At 73.5% G+C, this 18,458-nt stretch carries 16 protein-coding genes; 10 read left to right on the forward strand and 6 right to left on the reverse strand.

Annotation, left to right across the window (positions count from 1 at the left end; genetic code table 11):
- Nucleotides 1-576: 576 nt before the first annotated feature.
- Nucleotides 577-1,764: a serine hydrolase domain-containing protein gene (locus tag FH609_RS11385; RefSeq protein WP_139667291.1), complete on the reverse strand. Its 1,188-nt coding sequence runs from the start codon at nt 1,762-1,764 to the stop codon at nt 577-579.
- Between the two features lie 295 nt (nt 1,765-2,059).
- Here FH609_RS11385 and FH609_RS11390 point away from each other — a divergent pair, with 295 nt between their 5' ends.
- The gene (locus FH609_RS11390) at nt 2,060-3,310 is read left to right on the forward strand and encodes a GNAT family N-acetyltransferase (protein ID WP_226961576.1); all 1,251 of its coding nucleotides are present in this window, start codon (nt 2,060-2,062) and stop codon (nt 3,308-3,310) included.
- Nucleotides 3,311-3,412: 102 nt separating this feature from the next.
- On the opposite strand, the gene FH609_RS11395 is transcribed toward FH609_RS11390, so the two are convergent.
- Nucleotides 3,413-3,598, reverse strand: a complete 186-nt coding sequence (locus FH609_RS11395; protein ID WP_139667290.1) for a hypothetical protein — start codon at nt 3,596-3,598, stop codon at nt 3,413-3,415.
- Between the two features lie 163 nt (nt 3,599-3,761).
- Between FH609_RS11395 and FH609_RS11400 the strand changes: the two genes are divergently transcribed.
- The 3 genes from FH609_RS11400 to FH609_RS11410 all read left to right on the forward strand — a co-directional run bounded on the left by FH609_RS11400 (nt 3,762) and on the right by FH609_RS11410 (nt 6,577).
- Nucleotides 3,762-4,628 carry a winged helix-turn-helix domain-containing protein gene (locus tag FH609_RS11400; RefSeq protein WP_226961577.1) on the forward strand — a complete coding sequence of 289 codons (867 nt, stop codon included), beginning with the start codon at nt 3,762-3,764 and terminating at the stop codon, nt 4,626-4,628.
- Entirely contained in the window at nt 4,629-5,336 is a 708-nt protein-coding gene (locus tag FH609_RS11405) for an HAD family hydrolase (protein WP_139667288.1), read from the forward strand.
- Between the two features lie 74 nt (nt 5,337-5,410).
- Nucleotides 5,411-6,577 (forward strand): aminoglycoside phosphotransferase family protein, encoded by a 1,167-nt coding sequence (locus FH609_RS11410; RefSeq protein ID WP_139667287.1) that lies wholly within the window; start codon nt 5,411-5,413, stop codon nt 6,575-6,577.
- Between the two features lie 56 nt (nt 6,578-6,633).
- Here FH609_RS11410 and FH609_RS11415 read toward each other — a convergent pair whose 3' ends face one another.
- Nucleotides 6,634-8,448 (reverse strand): bifunctional metallophosphatase/5'-nucleotidase, encoded by a 1,815-nt coding sequence (locus FH609_RS11415; protein ID WP_139667286.1) that lies wholly within the window; start codon nt 8,446-8,448, stop codon nt 6,634-6,636.
- A 148-nt stretch (nt 8,449-8,596) separates the two neighbouring features.
- Between FH609_RS11415 and mshD the strand changes: the two genes are divergently transcribed.
- The 3 genes from mshD (at nt 8,597) to FH609_RS11430 (ending at nt 12,757) form a co-directional block, all read left to right on the forward strand.
- Complete coding sequence (gene mshD / locus FH609_RS11420; RefSeq protein ID WP_139667285.1) at nt 8,597-9,499, forward strand: mycothiol synthase; 903 nt, start codon at nt 8,597-8,599, stop codon at nt 9,497-9,499.
- A gap of 212 nt (nt 9,500-9,711) precedes the next feature.
- Complete coding sequence (locus FH609_RS11425) at nt 9,712-12,327, forward strand: RNA degradosome polyphosphate kinase (RefSeq protein WP_139667284.1); 2,616 nt, start codon at nt 9,712-9,714, stop codon at nt 12,325-12,327.
- Nucleotides 12,311-12,757, forward strand: coding sequence for an NUDIX hydrolase (locus FH609_RS11430; RefSeq protein WP_226961578.1), 447 nt, complete (start codon nt 12,311-12,313; stop codon nt 12,755-12,757). Before FH609_RS11425 ends, FH609_RS11430 begins: the two co-directional genes overlap by 17 nt.
- Nucleotides 12,758-13,334: 577 nt before the next feature.
- Here FH609_RS11430 and FH609_RS11435 read toward each other — a convergent pair.
- Complete coding sequence (locus FH609_RS11435; RefSeq protein WP_139667283.1) at nt 13,335-13,793, reverse strand: winged helix-turn-helix transcriptional regulator; 459 nt, start codon at nt 13,791-13,793, stop codon at nt 13,335-13,337.
- A gap of 92 nt (nt 13,794-13,885) precedes the next feature.
- On the opposite strand from FH609_RS11435, the gene FH609_RS11440 reads away from it, so the two are divergent.
- Together FH609_RS11440 and cpt are read left to right on the forward strand one after the other, a co-directional pair.
- Entirely contained in the window at nt 13,886-15,037 is a 1,152-nt protein-coding gene (locus FH609_RS11440; protein ID WP_226961607.1) for an MFS transporter, read from the forward strand.
- A 247-nt stretch (nt 15,038-15,284) separates the two neighbouring features.
- Nucleotides 15,285-15,818 (forward strand): chloramphenicol phosphotransferase CPT, encoded by a 534-nt coding sequence (gene cpt / locus FH609_RS11445; protein WP_193317850.1) that lies wholly within the window; start codon nt 15,285-15,287, stop codon nt 15,816-15,818.
- 34 nt (nt 15,819-15,852) lie between these two features.
- Here cpt and FH609_RS11450 read toward each other — a convergent pair whose 3' ends face one another.
- Together FH609_RS11450 and FH609_RS11455 are read right to left on the reverse strand one after the other, a co-directional pair.
- A complete protein-coding gene (locus FH609_RS11450) occupies nt 15,853-16,842 on the reverse strand; it encodes a DMT family transporter (RefSeq protein WP_139667281.1) in 990 nt (329 codons plus the stop codon).
- The gene (locus FH609_RS11455; protein ID WP_139667280.1) at nt 16,839-17,711 is read right to left on the reverse strand and encodes an SDR family NAD(P)-dependent oxidoreductase; all 873 of its coding nucleotides are present in this window, start codon (nt 17,709-17,711) and stop codon (nt 16,839-16,841) included. The genes FH609_RS11450 and FH609_RS11455 overlap by 4 nt, the downstream gene beginning before the upstream one ends.
- A 142-nt stretch (nt 17,712-17,853) precedes the next feature.
- On the opposite strand from FH609_RS11455, the gene FH609_RS11460 reads away from it, so the two are divergent.
- Nucleotides 17,854-18,450, forward strand: a complete 597-nt coding sequence (locus tag FH609_RS11460; RefSeq protein WP_226961579.1) for a TetR/AcrR family transcriptional regulator — start codon at nt 17,854-17,856, stop codon at nt 18,448-18,450.
- The last annotated feature ends 8 nt before the right edge of the window (nt 18,451-18,458 follow it).

Here is an 18,458-nt window from a genome sequence, read left to right on the forward strand (position 1 = left end):
GAGTTGAACGATCTGTTCACTTCTAGACGGGCACCTAGAAAAAAGGTCCCCCCACCCCCCGCGCGCCCGCCTTCGGGAGTCGGCGGCGCGCGGACTACCAAGACGGCAGGCGATGTTCGCGCGGCAGCGTGGTCGTTGACCGGCGCTCCGTCCTGCCGGCGGAGTGGAGCAGTGGGGGCCGTCCCTTTCAGTCGTCCGACGATCGGTCATGTCCGAGACGGGCGACATGCCGGGGCAGGCCGGCGAAGCCGGTGCGCGCCACGCACGCCCCCAGCGGCCGGCCGGCCCTCGAACTCGGCGCGGTCCCCGCGCCCGTGGGGCACGGTCGCCATCACCCACCACCCCCGGCGGCAACGAACTCCACCTCCCGGAAGCCGCGCCCCCCTCCCAGCCAGCCTCCTGCCGGCATTCGTTACGCCCGCACCCGGCCGGTCGTGCGCCATCTAGGCCCGGCGTCGTAGCCCGCGCCAGAACCCCAACCCCCGCAACGAGCCTCGTCAACGAACCAAACGACCAGTCGGGCTGCCCCGCACCGGCCACCGGCCCGCACTCGCACCCGGCCCGCCCCGTTCACCCTCAGGTTCCGTCCGACGTCCCGCACAGCTGCTGGTCGACCAGCGCGGTCATGGCCTCGGTCGTGTCCTGGCCGCCGTCGCTGGTGGCGTACACCACGGCGGTCCGGGTGCCGTCGGGGGTGACGCCGCTCCAGGAGCGGGCGCCGAGGAGTTCGCCCGGGTGGCCGTAGTAGCCGCCGCCGCAGGACAGCGGGATCTCGCCCAGGCCGAGCCCGTACCGGACGCCGGGCAGCCCGATCTCGGGCGCGGGCACGGTGTCGGTCATCGCGGCGAGCTGTTCGGGGGCGAGCAGGCGGCCGCCGAGCAGCGCTCCGTAGAACCGGTTCAGGTCGTGGGTGGTGCTGATGAGGGAGCCGGCGCCGACGGCCATGCTGGCGTTGAGCACGGTGACGTCGGTGCCGGGGCCGGTGCCGGCGCCCGGGTCGGCGCCGAACGCGGAGTAGGTGTGGGCGTGCGGCCCGGTGAGAAACGGGAAGGTGCCGGGCGCGCTGGTGTCCGCGAGGCCCAGCGGGCGGATGATGCGGTCGTTGACCTCGCCGGCCCAGCTCCGCCCGGTGACCTCCTCGACGATCATCGCGGCGAGCAGGTAGTTGGTGTTGGAGTACGACCAGTCGGTGTCCGGCGGGAACGCGGGCGGCTGCCGCAGCGCGAGCGCCACCAGCTCCTCGGGGGTGTGGCTGCGGAACCGTTCGGCCCGGTAGCCCTCCGCGCTGTTGAGGGCGGGGATCTCCGGCAGGGCGTCGGGGATGCCGCTGGTGTGGCGCAGGAGTTGGCGGACGGTGATCCGGTCGCCGTCGTGGCCGTTGCCGCGCACCACGCCCGGCAGCCAGCGTTCGACGGTGTCGTCGAGGGACAGCCGGCCCTCGCCGACGAGTTGCAGCACGACGGTGGCGGTGAAGGTCTTGGTGGCGCTGCCGATGCGGAACCTGCCGTCGGCCGGCATCGGCCCGGGGCCGTCCGCCCGGGCCGTGCCGGCGCGCGCGGTGGCGCGGGCGCCGGGTGCGGCCGTCTCGGCGGCGACGCCGACGACGCCGGTGGCGTGGATCGCGGCCACCTGTTCCCGGAGCGGGTCGGGCGGCGCCGGCCCGGCGGCGGCCGAGGTGGCCGGCCCCGTCGAGGTGGCGAGGAGCGCAACGGCCAGGCCGGCCAGGGCGAGTTGGGCGCGTCGGCGCCGTCCGGGAAGACGCATGGGTGGTCCCTTCTCCGTTGTCTGGTGCGTCGGGTCGTGCGTTGTCGCGCACGGGGTCGGGAACCATCCCATCAACGGGCCGCGCCTCGGCCCATCCGGCGCTCCCCCGGCCGCCCGGGTGTCCTGGGCCCCCGCCGCGAGGGGGGCCTAGCCCCACCCTCGGCGGCTCTCCCGGGCCCGCCGCGCCGGTCGCTGCCGGCCATCGCCGGCCGCTGCCGGCCGTTGGTCCGGCGGTCGATCCGGCCGAGATTAACCCGTTGGCCCCGGCGCGAAAGCGTTGTCTAGGGTCGCGGGCATGGGTGAACTGGAGATGCGCGGGGTTGCCGGGGACCGGGAAGCCACCGACGCGTGGGTGCGGGCGGTGACCACGGGGTTCCTCGACCGAGGAGCCGATCTGTCCAAGGAGGAGTTGGATGTCCGGTTCGCCCGCCAGGAGTTGAGCCGGGCCTACGGCTTCTTCGAGAAGGACCGCTGTGTGGCGACCTTCAACAGCCTGCCGCTGCGCCTGACCACCGTCGGCGGGGCCCAGTTGGCGACCAGCGGGGTCTCGGGGGTGACGGTGACGGTCACCCACCGGCGGCGCGGGCTGCTCAGCCGGCTGATGGAGCGCGAGTTGCGCGAGGCGAGGGAACGCGGCGAGCCGCTGGCCGGGTTGATCGCGGCCGAGTACCGGATCTACGGCCGTTACGGCTTCGGCCCGGCCACCTCGTTCGTCAACTGGCGGGTGAACACCCGGCGGGCCGGCCTCGACGAGCGCTGGTCGCCGGCCGAGGTGGACGGCACCCTGGCGCTGGTGGAGGACGCGGAGGCCAGGGAGGTGCTGCCGGAGTTGCACCGCCGCTTCCGCGCGCGGACGCCGGGCGCGATCAGCTGGGACGACTTCCACTGGGACCGGATCACGGGCCTGGCGCCCGGCCCGTCGAAGGAGACGCCGCCGCTGTGGGCGGTGTATCGGGACGCCGCAGGGGTGGTCAGGGGCCTGGTCGGCTTTGTCGTGGAGAAGGACTGGGACCGGGGGATGCCCAACGGAACGGCGCGGGTGCGCACGTTCTACGCGGAGGACGACGCGGTCGAACGGGCCCTGTGGCGGCTGCTGTTCTCCCTGGACTGGGTGAGCGTGGTGGACACCGGCCGGGCGCGGCCGGACTCGACGTTGCCGCTGATGCTGCCGGACGCCAGGGCGGCGGCGGTGGCCGAGGTCGCGGACTTCCTGTGGCTGCGGCCGCTCGACGTGCCGGCGATGCTGGCGGCGCGGAGCTACGCGGCCGAAGGGGATCTGGTGTTCGAGGTGCGGGACCCGATGGGCCTGGCGAACGGGCGCTTCCTGCTGACCGCCGGGCCGGACGGCGCGAGCTGCGCGCCGACCACCAGGAGCGCCGATCTCACGCTGGACGTGGCCGCGTTGGGCCGGCTCTACCTGGGCGAGGACTCGGCGGCGCGGCTGCTGGCCGGCGGGCTGCTGTCGGAGGAGACGAACGGAGCGACGGCCCGTGCGGATCTTCTCCTCCACACGGGCCGTCGCCCCTGGTGCCCTGACATCTTCTGATCCCGCCCCCGGGTTCCGGCCGCTCTCCGGCCGGGCCCGGGATCTGGACGTCGCACGCCGCTTCGTTACGCCGAACCCCCCGCACCGGTCGGTCGGCTCCCACTACAGGGAGCCCACCGCCAGCGTGACCAGCACAGTGGTTCCCACACACGCACAGGTGAAGTTCCGCCTCCGCAGGCCCGTGCGCAGTATCAACAGTCCGATCAAACCCGGCAGTCCGTACTGGACCTCCACCGCCTGCTCCGTCGCGATGCCGAAGGCAGCCACGATGATGGTGGAAACGAGCATGACCCCTCCTCACATCACGTCAACTTCTAGTGAACTCCCGGAAACTCCGAGAAGTTGGCCAAGTTGTTCGCCAACTACATGAATGTTTTCCCCAGTTGGCTCGCTCTTGGAAACGTCCTCATATCAACCTTCCGTATCTGGCCGAAAGTTGTATGGTGACGGCGTGAGTCAGGAGATCGTCCCGGAGAGCGAGCTTCCCGATCCGTTCGGTGATCCGCTCTCTCCCGACCACATCGCCGGTGTGCTGCGCGACCGCATACGTTCGGGGGAGCTGCCACCGCGCGCCAAGCTGCCCACGCAACGGGCCCTGGTCGAGGAGTTCCGGGTCAACCGGACCACGGTCAGAGCGGCCCTGTCCGCGCTGGAGCGGGAGGGCTACATCGCCGCGCGGGGCCGGGGGGCGCCGGCCGTGGTGGCGCTGCCGGGGCAGGACAGCCCCCGGCCGGCCGGCGTCGAGGTGGCGGACCGGATCGCGGTGGCCTTTCAGTCGAAGGACATCTCGATCGACGCGTTCTGCCTCACCACCGAAACGCTCAACTCCGCTCTCGCCGCGCCCATGATCGCCATCTCGGCGGGCGAGTTGACGCCCCGTTCGATCACGGTGCGGGTGCTGCTGCCGAGCCCCGACGCGCCACCCGCCTACCCGAGGCTGATCGCCGACCCCGACGACCAGCGCCCCCGCGCGCGGCTGCGCCAGCTGACCCAGACCTTCTCCACCTCGCTGCGCCACCAGCTGACCTCGCTCGCCGAGATGCGGCTGGTGCCCCAGGTCACGGTGGAGATCCGGGAGGTGCCGATCACCCCCGTGCAGAAGGTCTACCTCCTCAACGGCACCGAGGTGCTGACGGCCTACTACCAGGTGGTGTCCCGGGTCGTCGAGTACGAACAGGAGCAGTTGGAGATCTACGACGTGCTCGGGCTCAACTCGAAGGTCTTCCGCTCCACCGAGGACACCGCCTTTGTTGAAGAGTCCCACCAGTGGTTCACGTCCCTCTGGTCAACGCTGGCACAACCGCTCACACTCGGTTAGATGAGGGGACTCGTTAGTAACGCACACTGTGTTCTCTTCGACTTCGACGGTCCCGTCTGCCAGCTCTTCGCGGTGCGCTCCGCCGAGTCGGTGGCCGTCAGACTCCGGTCGCTGACCGAGGAGTTGGCGGTCTCCGCGCTGCTGACCGCAGAGCTGCGGACGTCAAAGGACCCGCACCGGGTGCTGCGGGAGATAGCGCGGCGCCGCCCGGAGCCCGCCGTGCTCAGCCGCCTTGAGGCGGCGCTCACGGCCGAGGAGGTCAGCGCCGCCGCCTCGGCCCGGCCCACCCCGTACGCCGGCACGCTGATCGCGGCGCTCGCCGGCCGGGGCCGCCGGGTGGCCATCGCCACCAACAACTCCCCGCTCGCCGCCGCCCGTTATCTGGAACGGCAGCGGCTGGCCGGCTATGTCGCCGGCCGCGTCTACGGCAGGACCGCCGACCTCGACCTCCTCAAGCCGCACCCGGACTCGGTGCTGCGGGCGTTGGCGGGCACCGGGGCCGACCCGGCCCGTTCGCTGATGATCGGCGACAGCCTCGCCGACCACGCGGCGGCCACGGCGGCCGGCGTCCCGTTCCTCGGCTACGCGCTCGACGACGCCGGAGAGCACGCGTTGCGCGCGGCCGGCGCGGAGTGCGTGGTGCGCTCCCTCCAGTGGGTACTGGCCGCCCTCGGTCATCACGATGGCCATGAAGATGCACCCTTTTGAGCCATCAACAGTGGACTCGTCCCGGCGTACCGTATCGCTACCCGTAACGAATCCACTGCCGGAAAGCCGCCATCATGAGCCAACCGCTGTCCGAGCACCTCCTGCGCGGTCACCACCGCGACTGGCAGGTGCTCCCCGCCGAGGACCACCTCCCCATCGCTGGACGGATCAAGGCCGGGCGCAGCCGTCCCGGCGTGACGCGGTTCGACCCGCGCTGCTTCCTCGACGAGGAGGACGTGCTGATCGAACTGGCCCTGCTGGGCATGGAGCGCATCGCGCCCGTCTACCGCCTGGGCCCCGACGGCACCAGGGTGCACGGCTTTATCGAGGGCGAGCCGCTCTCCGCGCTCCGCCCGCCGGGAACGCCGCTGTCGGGCACCGAACTCGACCAGCTCGCGCGGCTGTTCGGCGAGCTGGCCGCGATACCCCCGGCCGCGCTGGCCCTGGTCCACAGCTGCCCGGTCCCGGACCGCCCGCGCACCAGCCGGGAGTTCGCCCGCCGGCTCGTGCGGTTCACCCGTCGGCGTGTCTACGCCCGCCATCGGGCCGCTCTGGGCGGCCTGTTTCAGACCCTCGGAATCGACTCGGACGTACTCAGCGTGACCGGTCCGCTGGTGCGCGAGGCGGCGCGAATGACCAACCGCCCGTTCTGCCTGCTCCATGGCGACCTGCACCGGGACAACCTCATCGTCGCCGAGTCCGACGGCCAACTCTGGACGATCGACTGGGAGTTGGCCATGATCGGCGATCCGCTCTACGACCTGGCGACCCATCTCCATCTGATGGACTACCCCGAACGGCAGGAGCAGGCCATGGTGGTGCGCTGGGCCGGCGCCGTCGAGGAACGGCTGCCCGGCGCCGCCGAGGGGTTGCCCCGCGACCTGCCCCGCTATCTCGCGTACAAGCGGGTGCAGTCGGTGTTCACCGACGTGATCCGGCAGGCGATCGCGGTGCGCGAGGCGCCCGTGGGGCAGCTCGGCGAGCGGCTGACGACGGCGGGGGAGATGGTGTCGCGGGCGTTGAGAAGGGCGGAACGACCGCTGGGGCTGGGCCGTGTGCCCAGCCCCAGCGTCGTGGAGGGCGTGTACGCGGCGTTCCACGCGGGGGCGGTGCCGGTGCCCGCAGCGCCGTCGGGCGGGGCGCCGTTGGGCGGGGCGAGGTCAACTCCCGCCGTGGGGCGGCCCGTTCCGCCGGCGCCGCGCGCCACCGGGCGGGCCGGCCGCTCGTCCGCAACCACCTGAGGCGAGCGGCGCCGCGCCCGGTCGGGCGGGGGCGCGGCACCGCAGAGCCGTCCCGGCTACTGGACAACCGTGATGCGGTCGGCCGTCGGCGGGTCGAGGGGGGCGTCCGCCGAGGAGTTCGCGGTCAGGTAGTCGGCCAGGGCCGCCATGTCGTCCTCGCCGACCAGCGGGTTCGTGCCCTCCGCGAGGGTCGCGAAGCCGTCGCCGCCGCCGGCCAGGAAGGAGTTGACGGCGACGCGGTAGGTGGCCGCCGGGTCCAGCGGTTCGCCGTTCACGGTCACCGAGTCGGCGACGATCCGGTCGGCGCCCGAGGCCGTCAGGTCGAGGGTGTACGCGAAGCCCTCGGACGGCTGGAGGATCTTCGGCGCCGCCTCGTTCTCGCCGCTGACCTGTTCCGCCAGCACCGCCAGCAGCTGCTCGCCGGTGAGGTCCAGCAGGTTGACCGTGTTGGAGAACGGCTGGACCGTGAAGCCCTCGCCATAGGTGACCACGCCGTCGCCCTCGTCGCCCGAGGCGGCGTAGGTGAGGTCGGCGCGCACCCCGCCGGGGTTCATCAGGGCGAGGTCGGTGGACTCGTCGAGGGAACGGGCGTGCGCCAGCTGTGCGTCGGCGATCAGGTCGCCGGCGGGGAACTCGGGCGTGCCCGCGCCCCGGCCCGCGATGTCGGCGGAGATATAGCCGATCGGGGCGTTGGCGACCGGGTCGGCCAACTCGCGCCAGAAGTCGAGCAGTTCGGTTAGCTCGGCGACCGGCTCCCGGTCGCGGTCGACCACCACGTTGCTGCCGGTGACCGAGGTGCGCACGATGTCGTTGGCGCGGCGGTCGTAGGACATCGACAGCTCGGTGAAGAGCCGGCCGTTGGAGGAGGCCGAGGTCACCAGCCGGTCCTGGCCCTCCGGGTCGGGGATCGTGCACACGTACGGCTGGTGGGTGTGGCCGGTGACCAGCGCGTCCACGCCGGCGTCCGTCTGCCGCGCGATCTCCACGATCGGGCCGGAGAGCCCGCCGCCGTCGGCGTCGCAGTCGTGGTTGTACGCCTCCGACGCCGGGTAGCCGCCCTCGTGGACCAGCGCGATCACCGCGTTGACGCCCTTGCGCTCCAGCACCCGGGTGTAGTGGTTGATCGTCTCGACCTCGTCGCGGAACTCAAGGCCGGCGATGCCCTCCTGGGTGACGATGTCCGCCGTGCCCTCCAGGGTGACGCCGATGAACCCGACCTTGACGCCGCCGACGTTCTGCACCGAGTAGGGCGCCAGGATGGGGATGCCGGTGTCCTCGTCGACGACGTTGGCCGCGAGGTACGGGAAGTCCGAGCCGGCGAACTCCCGGCCGTCCACATAGCAGCCGTCCACCGGGTGGCAGCCGCCCTCCTGGAGGCGGATCAACTCGGCGTAGCCCTCGTCGAACTCGTGGTTGCCGACGCCGGCGACGTCCATGCCCAGCTCGTTGAGCGCCTCGATGGTGGGCTCGTCGTGGAAGAGGCCGGACAGCAGCGGGGTCGCGCCCACCAGGTCGCCGGCCGCGACGGTGACGGACCGCCGTTCGCCCTCGCGCGCCTCGGCGAGCGCGCCGGCCAGGTACTCGACGCCGCCGGCCTCGATGGTCTCGGTCGTGCCGTCCTCGTGTTCGTGCGTCAGCTCGCCGTTGGAGCCGGTGGGCGGCTCCAACGCGCCGTGCAGGTCGTTGATGGCGAGCACCTGGAGGTCGACGGTGCGCCCGCCGCCATGACCCCCGTGACCGCCGTGTCCGCCGTGGCCGTCGTGCCCTCCGGAGGAGGCGGCCTGCGCGGCCGGGGGCGCCAGCGCCAGCGCCCCGGCGGCCGCCACCGCCAGTGCGCTCGCGGCCAGTTGGTACCTGTGACGTCTGTGCATGAGTGGGGCGTCCCTCTCGGCGAAGTGGTGGGGGCGGGAGTCAGCCGCACCCTAGCTGTTACGCGCGTAGCGAGTCAGGGGTGTGCGTGTAACAAGCAGGTGAAAGGAAAGCCGCGTCCAGGGGCTTCGGGGGCATAGGGTCGCTGGCATGACCGAAGTCGTGGTGCTGGATGAGGTGTCCGGGGACGAACTGGCCGGGGTGGAACGGCTGATCGAGGCCGCCGCCGAACGGGACGGGCAGCCGGCGGTCTCCGAGCAGGGGCGGCTGCTGCTGCGCGGCGGCGCGCGGGACGGGGTGCGCCACCTGCTGCTGCGGGACCGGGACGACGAACGGCTGCTGGGCTACGCGCAGTTGGACGGCACGGACCCGGTGGAGCCGCCGTCCAGCGAGCTGGTGATTGACCCGGGACACCGGGGCCGCCGGCTGGGCATGGTGCTGGGGCAGGCCCTGTTGAACGAGTCGGGCCACCGGCTGCGGCTCTGGGCGCACGGCGCGCATCCGCCCGCGCGCCGGCTCGCGCGCCGGCTCGGGCTCACCGAGTTCCGGGAACTGCGCCAGCTGCGGCGCCCGTTGACCGGCCTCGACCTGCCGGAGCCGGCGCTGCCGGCCGGCGTGACGGTGCGCACCTTCCGCCCAGGCGTGGACGACGCGGCCTGGCTGGCGGTCAACGCGGCGGCGTTCGCCCACCACCCCGAGCAGGGCTCGCTCACCCAGCGGGACCTGGACGCGCGCAAGGCCGAGGACTGGTTCGACCCGGCCGGCTTCTTCCTCGCGGAGCGGGACGGCGCGCTGCTCGGCTTCCACTGGACCAAGGTCCACGCGGCCGAGCGGCTGGGCGAGGTCTATGTGGTGGGCGTGGCGCCCGAGGCCCAGGGGCTCGGCCTGGGGCGGGCGTTGACCACCGTCGGGCTGCGCCATCTGGCGGAGGAACGGGGGCTGCCGACCGCGATGCTCTATGTGGACGCGGACAACGGGGCGGCCGTGCGGGTCTACGAGTCGCTGGGCTTCCGCACCCACGAGACGGACCTGATGTACCGCACCGAGACCTGAGGCGGACCGACGGGGCCGGGGGCCGGGGCCGCGCGGCGGGCGGTGCCCGTTGAACGGGGGCGGTGCCCGTTGAACGGTTCCGCGCGCCGGCGTTCGAACGGGTGCGCGCGCCCCGCGTGCGCGCCCGCGTGGGGCGCGGGTGTGCGGCGGCCCACGTGATCCGTTCCCGCTGGCAGGTGGGGGGCACCCCGGCTGCGGGGTACTGTCCGAACATGAGTGGTGGTGGCAGGCGAGAGGGGTACCTCTCGGAGGCGGACCGGCGGCGCCTGGCGCGCGCCGTGGTGCGGAACGGCTGGTCCATGCGCCGGGCGGCGGCCGAGTACGGCGTCTCGCCCCGCACCGTCAAGCGGTGGGCCGACCACTACCGCGAGGAGCTGGGCGGCGGCGCGGGTTCGTCCTCCTCGGGTAACCCGGGCGTCGTGTCCCGTTCGCCCGGATGGCGGGAGAATGGCGGCATGACCTCAACCGCGCACAACGGGCGCGCCGCCGTGGACGCCGGGCGCACGCCCAACGAAGCGAGCCCCCGGTCCGGGCTGCCCAGGCCGCGCGAGCTGGGCGCGTTCGACGGCGTGGCCGCGCCGGGCCCCGAGCACCATGGCGCGATCGGCCTGGGCGAGATGGCCGACCTGGGCGAGCTGGGCGAACTCGCCGACGGCGAGTCGCCCTCCGCGCTCGACGCCGAGCTGTCGGGCCGCGAGGCCGCGACCGAGGCCACCGCCGAGTTCGGCGCCGAGGCCACCGCCGGGAGCGCGGCGCTGCCCCCGCTCCCGCAGGACCGTTTCCTCGATCGCGAACGGTCCTGGCTGGCGTTCAACGAGCGGGTGTTGGAGCTGGCCGAGGACCCGAGCACCCCGCTCCTGGAGCGGGCCAACTTCCTGGCGATCTTCGCCAGCAACCTCGACGAGTTCTTCATGGTGCGGATCGCCGGCCTCAAGCGCCGGATCGCCACCGGCGTCGCGACCCGTTCCCTCACCGGCCGCCCGCCCCGCGAGGTGCTGGAGGACACCTGGGCGCTGGCCAGGGAGCAGCTGGCCCGGCAGGCCACCTGCTACCAACGCGAGGTCAACCCGCTCCTGGCCGAGCAGGGCATCCACCTGCTGCGCTGGCCCGACCTCGCCGAGCACGAGCAGACCGCGCTCTTCTCCTTCTTCCGCAAGCGCATATTCCCGGTGCTGACCCCGCTGGCGGTCGACCCGGCGCACCCGTTCCCCTACATATCCGGGCTCTCCCTCAACCTCGCCGTGGTCGTCCGCAACCCCGCCAGCGGCCACCGCCACTTCGCCCGCGTCAAGGTCCCGCCGCTGCTCTCCCGCTTCCTTGAGGTCTCGCCGCAGCGCTACGTTCCCGTCGAGGACGTGATCGCCGCCCATCTGGAGGAGCTGTTCCCCGGGATGGAGGTGCTCGCCCACCATGTCTTCCGGGTCACCCGCAACGAGGACCTGGAGGTCGAGGAGGACGACGCCGAGAACCTGCTCCAGGCGCTGGAGAAGGAGCTGCTGCGCCGCCGCTTCGGGCCGCCGGTCCGGCTTGAGGTCGAGGAGTCCATCGACTCCGAGGTGCTGGACCTGCTGGTTCGCGAGCTGAAGATCCGCCGCGAGGAGGTCATCGCGGTGCCGGGCCCGCTGGACCTCACCGGCCTCGGCTCGATCGCCGAACTGGACCGACCCGAGCTGAAGTACCCCAAGTTCGTCGCCGGCACCCACCGCGACCTCGCCGAGGTCGAGTCCGCCTCGCCGCCCGACGTCTTCGCGGCGCTGCGCACCCGCGACGTGCTGCTGCACCACCCGTACGACTCGTTCTCCACCTCGGTCCAGGCGTTCCTGGAACAGGCCGCCGCCGACCCCGACGTGCTGGCGATCAAGCAGACCCTCTACCGCACCTCGGGCGACTCGCCCATCGTGGACGCCCTGATCGACGCGGCCGAGTCGGGCAAGCAGGTCCTGGTGCTGGTGGAGATCAAGGCCCGCTTCGACGAGCACGCCAACATCAAGTGGGCGCGCAAGCTGGAGGAGTCCGGCTGCCATGTCGTCTACGGGCTGGTCGGGCTGAAGACGCACTGCAAGCTCTCCCTGGTGGTCCGCCAGGAGGGCGAGGAGCTGCGCCGCTACGCCCACGTCGGCACCGGGAACTACCACCCCAAGACCGCGCGCGTCTACGAGGACCTGGGCCTGCTCACCGCCGACCAGGACGTGGGCGCCGACCTGTCCGACCTGTTCAACCGGCTCTCCGGCTACTCCCGCCGGGACAACTACCGCCGGCTGCTGGTCGCCCCGCGCTCGCTGCGCGAGGGCCTGGTCTCCCGGGTCGGCCGCGAGATCGAGAACCACCGGGCCGGCCGGCCCGCCTGGGTCCGGTTCAAGGCCAACTCCATCGTCGACGAGGCCGTGATCGACGCCCTCTACCGCGCCTCCCAGGCCGGCGTGCCGGTCGACGTGTGGGTGCGCGGCATATGCGCCCTGCGGCCCGGAGTCCCTGGGCTCTCGGAGAACATCCGGGTGCGCAGCGTGCTCGGCCGGTTCCTGGAGCACTCCCGGGTCTACGCGTTCGCCAACGCCGGCGACCCGGAGGTGTGGCTGGGCAGCGCCGACCTGATGCACCGCAACCTGGACCGGCGGATCGAGGTGCTGGTCAGGGTCGCCGACCCGGCGCACCGCTCCACGTTGACGCGGCTGCTGGCCACCGGCACCTCGGACCGGACCGAGTCCTGGCACCTGGACTCGGACGGCCGCTGGGAGCGGCACGCGACGGACGCCGAGGGGAACCCGCTGCGGCGGGTCCAGGAGACGTTGATCGAGGCCCGGAGGAAGCGGCGTGGCACGGGAAGTTGAGCCTCTGCGGGGCGGTGATCCCACCCCGGTGGTGATCCGGGCGGCCGGCTGCGTGCTGTGGCGTCCGGTGGTGGGCGGCGACGGGGTCGAGGTGGCGCTGGTGCACCGGCCGCGCTACGACGACTGGTCGCACCCGAAGGGCAAGCTGGACCCGGGGGAGACGGCCGACGCGGCGGCCCGCCGCGAGGTGCTGGAGGAGACGGGGATGCGCTGCGAACTGGGGCCCCCGCTGTCCACCCAGCGGTATCCGGCGCCGGGCGGGCTCAAGCGGGTCGACTACTGGCTGGCCCGCGCCACGGGCGGGCGCTTCACGCCCAACTCCGAGGTGGACGCGCTGCGTTGGCTCCCCACCGGGGAGGCGGCGGCGCGGCTGACCCACCCCCAGGACCGCCTCCTCCTCGACGAGGCCCGCACCGCGCTGGGACGCTAGCGCTGTGCGGAGCGGAGCGCCGAGCGCGCTGCGCGCGCCGGCGCGGGGGTCCCTGGCGGGGCGTGCGCGGTCGTGCCCGATGCGCTGCGCGTGGCGGCGGTGGCTGGTGCCTGTGGCCTGCGGCGGGGTGGGCTGTTCGGCTTCGCCGGTGGGGTGGAACGGGTGCCCTGACAGGAGGGTTGGGCTTCGGTGAACGGCCAGGGTTGCTCGCGCCGGCGGTGGCGGGTGCCCGTGGCCTGCGGCCGGGGGGCTGTTCGGCTTCGCCGGTGGGGTGGAACGGGGCTTCCCGCTTGGGTAGTTGAGCCTCGTTGGCGGGGTGGAACGGGTGCCCTGACAGGGCGGTGGGCTTCGGGGAACGGCTGGGTGGGCGGAGCGTCGGGCGCGCGGGCGTGCAGCAGGGGGTCCCCGGCGGGTGGCCCCGGCCGCTGGCCGGTGGGTCTTGGCGCGGCGCGCTGCGCGCGTGCGCGGTGGTGGGTGTGCCCGTGGCCCGTGGCGGGGTGGGCCGTGCGGACGGTTGGGCTTCCGGCCGGGGGGTGGGTGGTCGGGGCCCCCTGGGCCCCGACTCCGTTGAGAGCGCTCAGCGTTCGCGCAGCACCGACGTGGTGTCGACGTCCGCCGGGCGGCCGTTCGCGTCGGTGGGGCGCAGCTCCGGGAGCGGGCGGCCGCTCCCGTCCACGAGGAGGGAGTGGGTTTCGTCCGGCGCGAAGGCGTGTCGTTCGCCCCACTGACGCGTGGCCACGATGACGGCGAAGAGGTCTCGGCCCGCCTCGGTGAGGACGTAGTTCTGTCGTTTCCCCGACGGGGCCGTCGCCCGGTCGAGGATGCCGCGTTCGACCAGGCGCCGCAGGCGGTCGGTGAGGATGTTGCGCGCGATCCCGGTGCGCTGCTGGAAGTCGGTGAACGACCGCGCGCCGTCCATCGCGTCACGGACGATCAGCAAACTCCACCGGTCGCCGACCAGGTCGAGCGTGCGCGCGACCGGGCAGGCGGGGTCGGTCCAGGCCACCCCGTCGAGGTGGGCCGCCGTGTGCGCCATCACTCCTCCTCAAGAGTTGCGGATCGAAACCATTCTGCCGTAGCTTCATTTTGGTTGCAATCTGCTACTGATTGGGGAGGGGTCGGATGAGCCTGACGACGGGCCGGCGGACGCTGTTCGCCGTGATCTGCGCGGTCGCGGTCTCGACCGTCTATGTGGCCCAGCCCGTACTCGCCCAGATCGGCCGCGACCTGGGCGTGCGGGAAGCCGACCTGGGGTGGGTCGTCACCACCGGGCAGCTCGGCTATCTGGTCGGCCTGGCCCTGCTCGTCCCGCTGGGCGACATGGTGGACCGGCGCACACTCGTCGCCGGGCACCTTCTCCTCGCCGCCGTCGGCATGGCGCTGGCCGCGGTCGCCACCCGGCTCTGGCTCCTGCTCGCCGGGCTCGCCCTCGCAGGGGTGTTCGCCGTTGTCGTGCAGACCACCGTCGCCCTCGCCGCAGACCTGTCCGTGGCGGAGGAACGGGGCCGCACGCTCGGCGCCGTCACCTCCGGCGTCATCGTCGGCATCCTCGGGGCGCGGGTGCTCGCGGGCGGTCTCGCCGCGCTCTGGGGATGGCGAAGCGTCTACGTAACGTTGGCCGTGCTGCTCGCCGCGCTGGCGTGCCTCGTTGTCAGGCTCCTGCCGGCCGACCCGCGCCGGGTCCGCACCACGTACGGCGAGGTGCTGTCCTCGCTCGGTCGCCTGTTCCGCGACCGGCTGTTCGTCTCGCGGGGGCTGATCGCGTTCTTCCTGTTCGCCTCCTTCGGCGTCCTGTGGAGCGGCCTGGCCCTGCCGCTCGCGGCCGCGCCGTGGCAGCTGAGCACGGCCCAGATCGGCCTCTTCGGAATCGCCGGGCTCGCCGGGGCGCTGGGCGCCGCCCGGGCCGGGCGGTGGGCCGACGCCGGCCACGCCAACGCCGTCACCGGAGGCGCCCTCGTGCTGCTGGCCGTCTCGTGGGTGGCGACCGGACAGGCGTCCCGGTCGCTGTGGCCGGTCGTCGTCGGCGTGATCGTGCTCGACCTGGCGGTGCAGGCTGTCCACGTCAGCAACCAGCACCTGCTTACGGCCGCCCACCCCCACCGGACGAGCAGCGTCATCGGCGGCTACATGCTCTTCTACTCGCTCGGTTCCGCCGTCGGGGCCACGGCCACCACCGCCGCGTACTCGGCCGTCGGATGGGCCGGGTCCAGCACACTCGGCGCCGCCTTCGCCCTCTGCGCGCTCGTCGTCTGGGCGGTCACGCGGCGCGCGGCCGCCTGACGGTGGTACGTCCTCGGGGAGCCGCCCCCTCCGCCCGGTGCGGGACCCCGACCGAACGATCGCATGGCGGGGCGAACGGACGGGTTCGGCCGACGCCGGGCGTGCCGCCCCCCGGCCAACGGCGTTCGCCGGTTCCCGACCGCCGGAAGACCCGCTCGCCGGCATCGCGTTCGCCGGTTTCCCGCCTGGCGCGGGGCGCCCGCTGCCGACGGGGGCCCCGGCGCCACCGTCGGCTACCGTGGCCGGCATGGCGACGCGGGTGATCGTGCTCAACGGCGGTTCCAGTTCGGGGAAGTCGGGCATCGCCCGCTGCCTCCAGGCGGTGCTGCCGGAGCCCTGGCTGTCACTGAGCGTGGACACCCTGGTGGACGCGCTGCCCGCGCGGCTGCGCGCGTCGGAGGCGGGGATCGCGTTCGCCGAGGGCGGCGGGGTCGCGGTCGGGGGCGCGTTCGACGCGCTGGAGGCGGCCTGGCGCCGGGGCGTGGCCGCCATGGCGCACGCCGGCGCGCGGGTGGTCGTGGACGATGTCTTCCTGAGCGGCCCGACGTCCCAGGGCCGTTGGCGGGAGGCCCTGGCCGGGCTCGACGTGCTGTGGGTCGGCGTCCACTGCTCGGCCGAGGTCGCGGCGGGGCGCGAACTGGCGCGGGGCGACCGGGCCCCCGGCATGGCCGCCGGCCAGGCGGAGGCCGTCCACCGGGGCGTGACCTACGACGTGCGGGTGGACACCACCGAGACCGAGGCCCTGCCCTGCGCCCGCGCCGTCGCCGCCCACGTCACGTGACGGCCCGACCCGGGCCCGGCGCGGTGCCGCCCGTTCACGCCAACTCGCGCACGCCCGCCGGGCGTTCCGCCGCTTCCGCCGGGCGCTCACGTTCCAACGGCTCAGCCGCTTCCGCCGCTTCCGCCGCTTCCGCCGCTTCCGCCGCTTCCGCCGCTTCCGCCGCGCGCCGTGGCCGGCGCAGTCCGGCGGCCACGCCGGCGGCGACGATCAGCGCGCCGGTGACATCGGCCGGGCCGGCCTCGCCGAGACCGAGCGCGAGGGTGGTGAGCAGCGCGCCCACCGGAACGAGCCCGGCGAAGAGCCCGGCGCGGTCCGCGCCGATGCGGCGCAGCGCGTCGTACCAGAGGAAGAACGCGACGGCGGTGACGATCACGCCCAGGTAGCCGAAGGCCGCCGCCTGGCCGGGGGAGGGCAGCCGCAGCGACGACGTGCCGTCCAGGGCGAGGCTCGCGAGCAGCAGCATCGGCACGGAGAGGGCGGCGGGATAGGCGGCCACCCGCAGCGGGCCGAGTTTGGGCAGCAGCGGAACGGCCAGCAGGGAGAACGCCACCTCGCCGGCGAGCGCGCCCAGCGCCAGCAGCAGGCCGGTCACGCTGCCCGAGCCGAGCCCGGCGGCGACGGCCGTGCCGAGCGCCACCACGAGCGCGGCGCCAACGGTGCGGGGCTGCGGGCGTCGGCGTTCCATCAGAGGACCGACCAGGGCGAGCACGAGCGGGACCGCGCCGACCACGGCGGCGATCATGGCCGGCCCGGCGTGCCGGGTGGCCTCGACGAGGAAGACGTTGAACCCGGCCAGCCCGGTGGCGGCCAGCGCGACCAGCAGCAGGACGTCACGCGCGGTCAGGCGCGCGGCGGCCAGGCGTTGGTGGCGCACGACGGCGAGGAGGATCACGGCGGCCAGCCCGTAACGGATGGCCTGGCCGGCGAAGACCGGATAGTCGGCGATGGTGGTGGAGACCGCCGTCGAGGTGCCGACGAGCAGCATCGCGGCGGCGGCGCCGACGGGCGCGGGGACGGTTCTCATGCGGCGCGCTCCGGCAGCGTCGAAGGGGCAACGGGGGCCTGGGGGGCGTCCTGGGCGTTGATCGGGGCGTTGACCGGGGCGTTGATCGGGGCGGCCAGGACGCCGCGGGTGACGCGTTCGGCGATGGCCGCGACCAGGGTCCTGGGGCGACGGGGTGTCAGATGCGCGGTCAGGGCGTTGCCGAACCCCGGGGCGAGGTAGCCCCGGTCGCGCTTCAGCGCGCGCAGCGTGGCGCGGACGACCGGCTCCGGGGTGGTCATCGAGCCGGTGACGGCCGCCCGGCGGGTGCCGATGGCGTCGAAGAACCCGGTCTCGACCGGGCCGGGGCACACGGTGAGCACGCGGATGCCGCGCCGCCGGTACTCCTGGCGCAGGGCCAGGCCGAAGTTCAGCACGAACGCCTTGGCCGCGCCGTAGACGGCGAAGTAGGGGGACGGCTGGAAGGCCGCGTTGGAGGCGACGTTGACCACCGCGCCGTGGCCGCGTTCCACCATGCCGGGCAGCAGTTCGTGGGTGAGGTCGACGAGCGCGACGACGTTGACCATCAGCTGGTCGTGGTCGCGGGCCCCGGATATCTCCTCGAAGCGGCCGCAGGTCCCGAAGCCGGCGTTGTTGACCAGCAGGTCGACGCTCAGCTCGCGGGCGGCCAGCTCCTCGGCGACGCGGCGTCCCGCGTCCGGCTCGGCGAGGTCCCGCACCAGCACATGCGCGCGGATGCCGTGTTCGGAGGTCAGGCGCTCGGCGAGCGCGGCCAGGCGGTCGCCGGAGCGCGCCACCAGGACCACGTCGTGTCCCTGGGCGGCCAGCTGCGCGGCGAACTCCGCGCCGAGGCCCGACGACGCTCCGGTGATGAGGGCGGTGCTGTGCACGGGGTGCTCCTTCGGTCGTGGCATCAACTGGCACTGAAGGTATCAGTAATTCGAGAATCTGCAACAGCTATGTTCCACCTAGAGAGAGAATCGCATCGGCGATGTAGGGTGTCCGTGGATAAGTGGTTCGATGGGAGGCGTCATGGGTGAGTCGGCGGGACGAACGTTGCGAGCGGACGCGGAGCGCAGCGTGCGCGCGATCCTGGGGGCGGCCGAACGGGTGCTCGCCGAGGACCCCGGCGCCTCCATGGAACAGATCGCCGCCGCCGCAGGAGTGGCCCGCACGACCATCCACCGCCGGTTCGCCAACCGACAGGCGCTGATCGAGGCGCTCGCCACGTCGGCCGCCGGCCAGCTCGCGCAGGCCGTGGACGACGGCCGGCCCGACACCGCGCCGCCGCTGGTCGCGATGCACCGGATCACGGCCAACGTGCTCCAGGTCAAGAGCGCCTGGGCGTTCGCCCTGGAGCTGCCGGCCGAGCCGGACAGCGAGGCGGCCCGCCTCCAGCAGGGGATCAACGACCGCTGCATGACCGTGCTGGAACGCGCCCGGGCGGACGGGCTGATCGACGCGGCGGCCGACCTCGACTGGGTGCGCCGCGTCTACTACGCGCTGCTCGGAGAGGTGCTGCACGGCGGCGACGTCGCCGACGGCGGCGGCGCCAACGACCCGGACGCGCTCGCCGCCCGCATCATCGACACCCTCCTGCACGGCGCCGGACCCCGCCCCCGCGCCTGAACGGCAAC

It is taken from the genome of Streptomyces sp. 3MP-14, from assembly GCF_006334905.2.
Classification (GTDB): domain Bacteria; phylum Actinomycetota; class Actinomycetes; order Streptomycetales; family Streptomycetaceae; genus Streptomyces; species Streptomyces triticirhizae.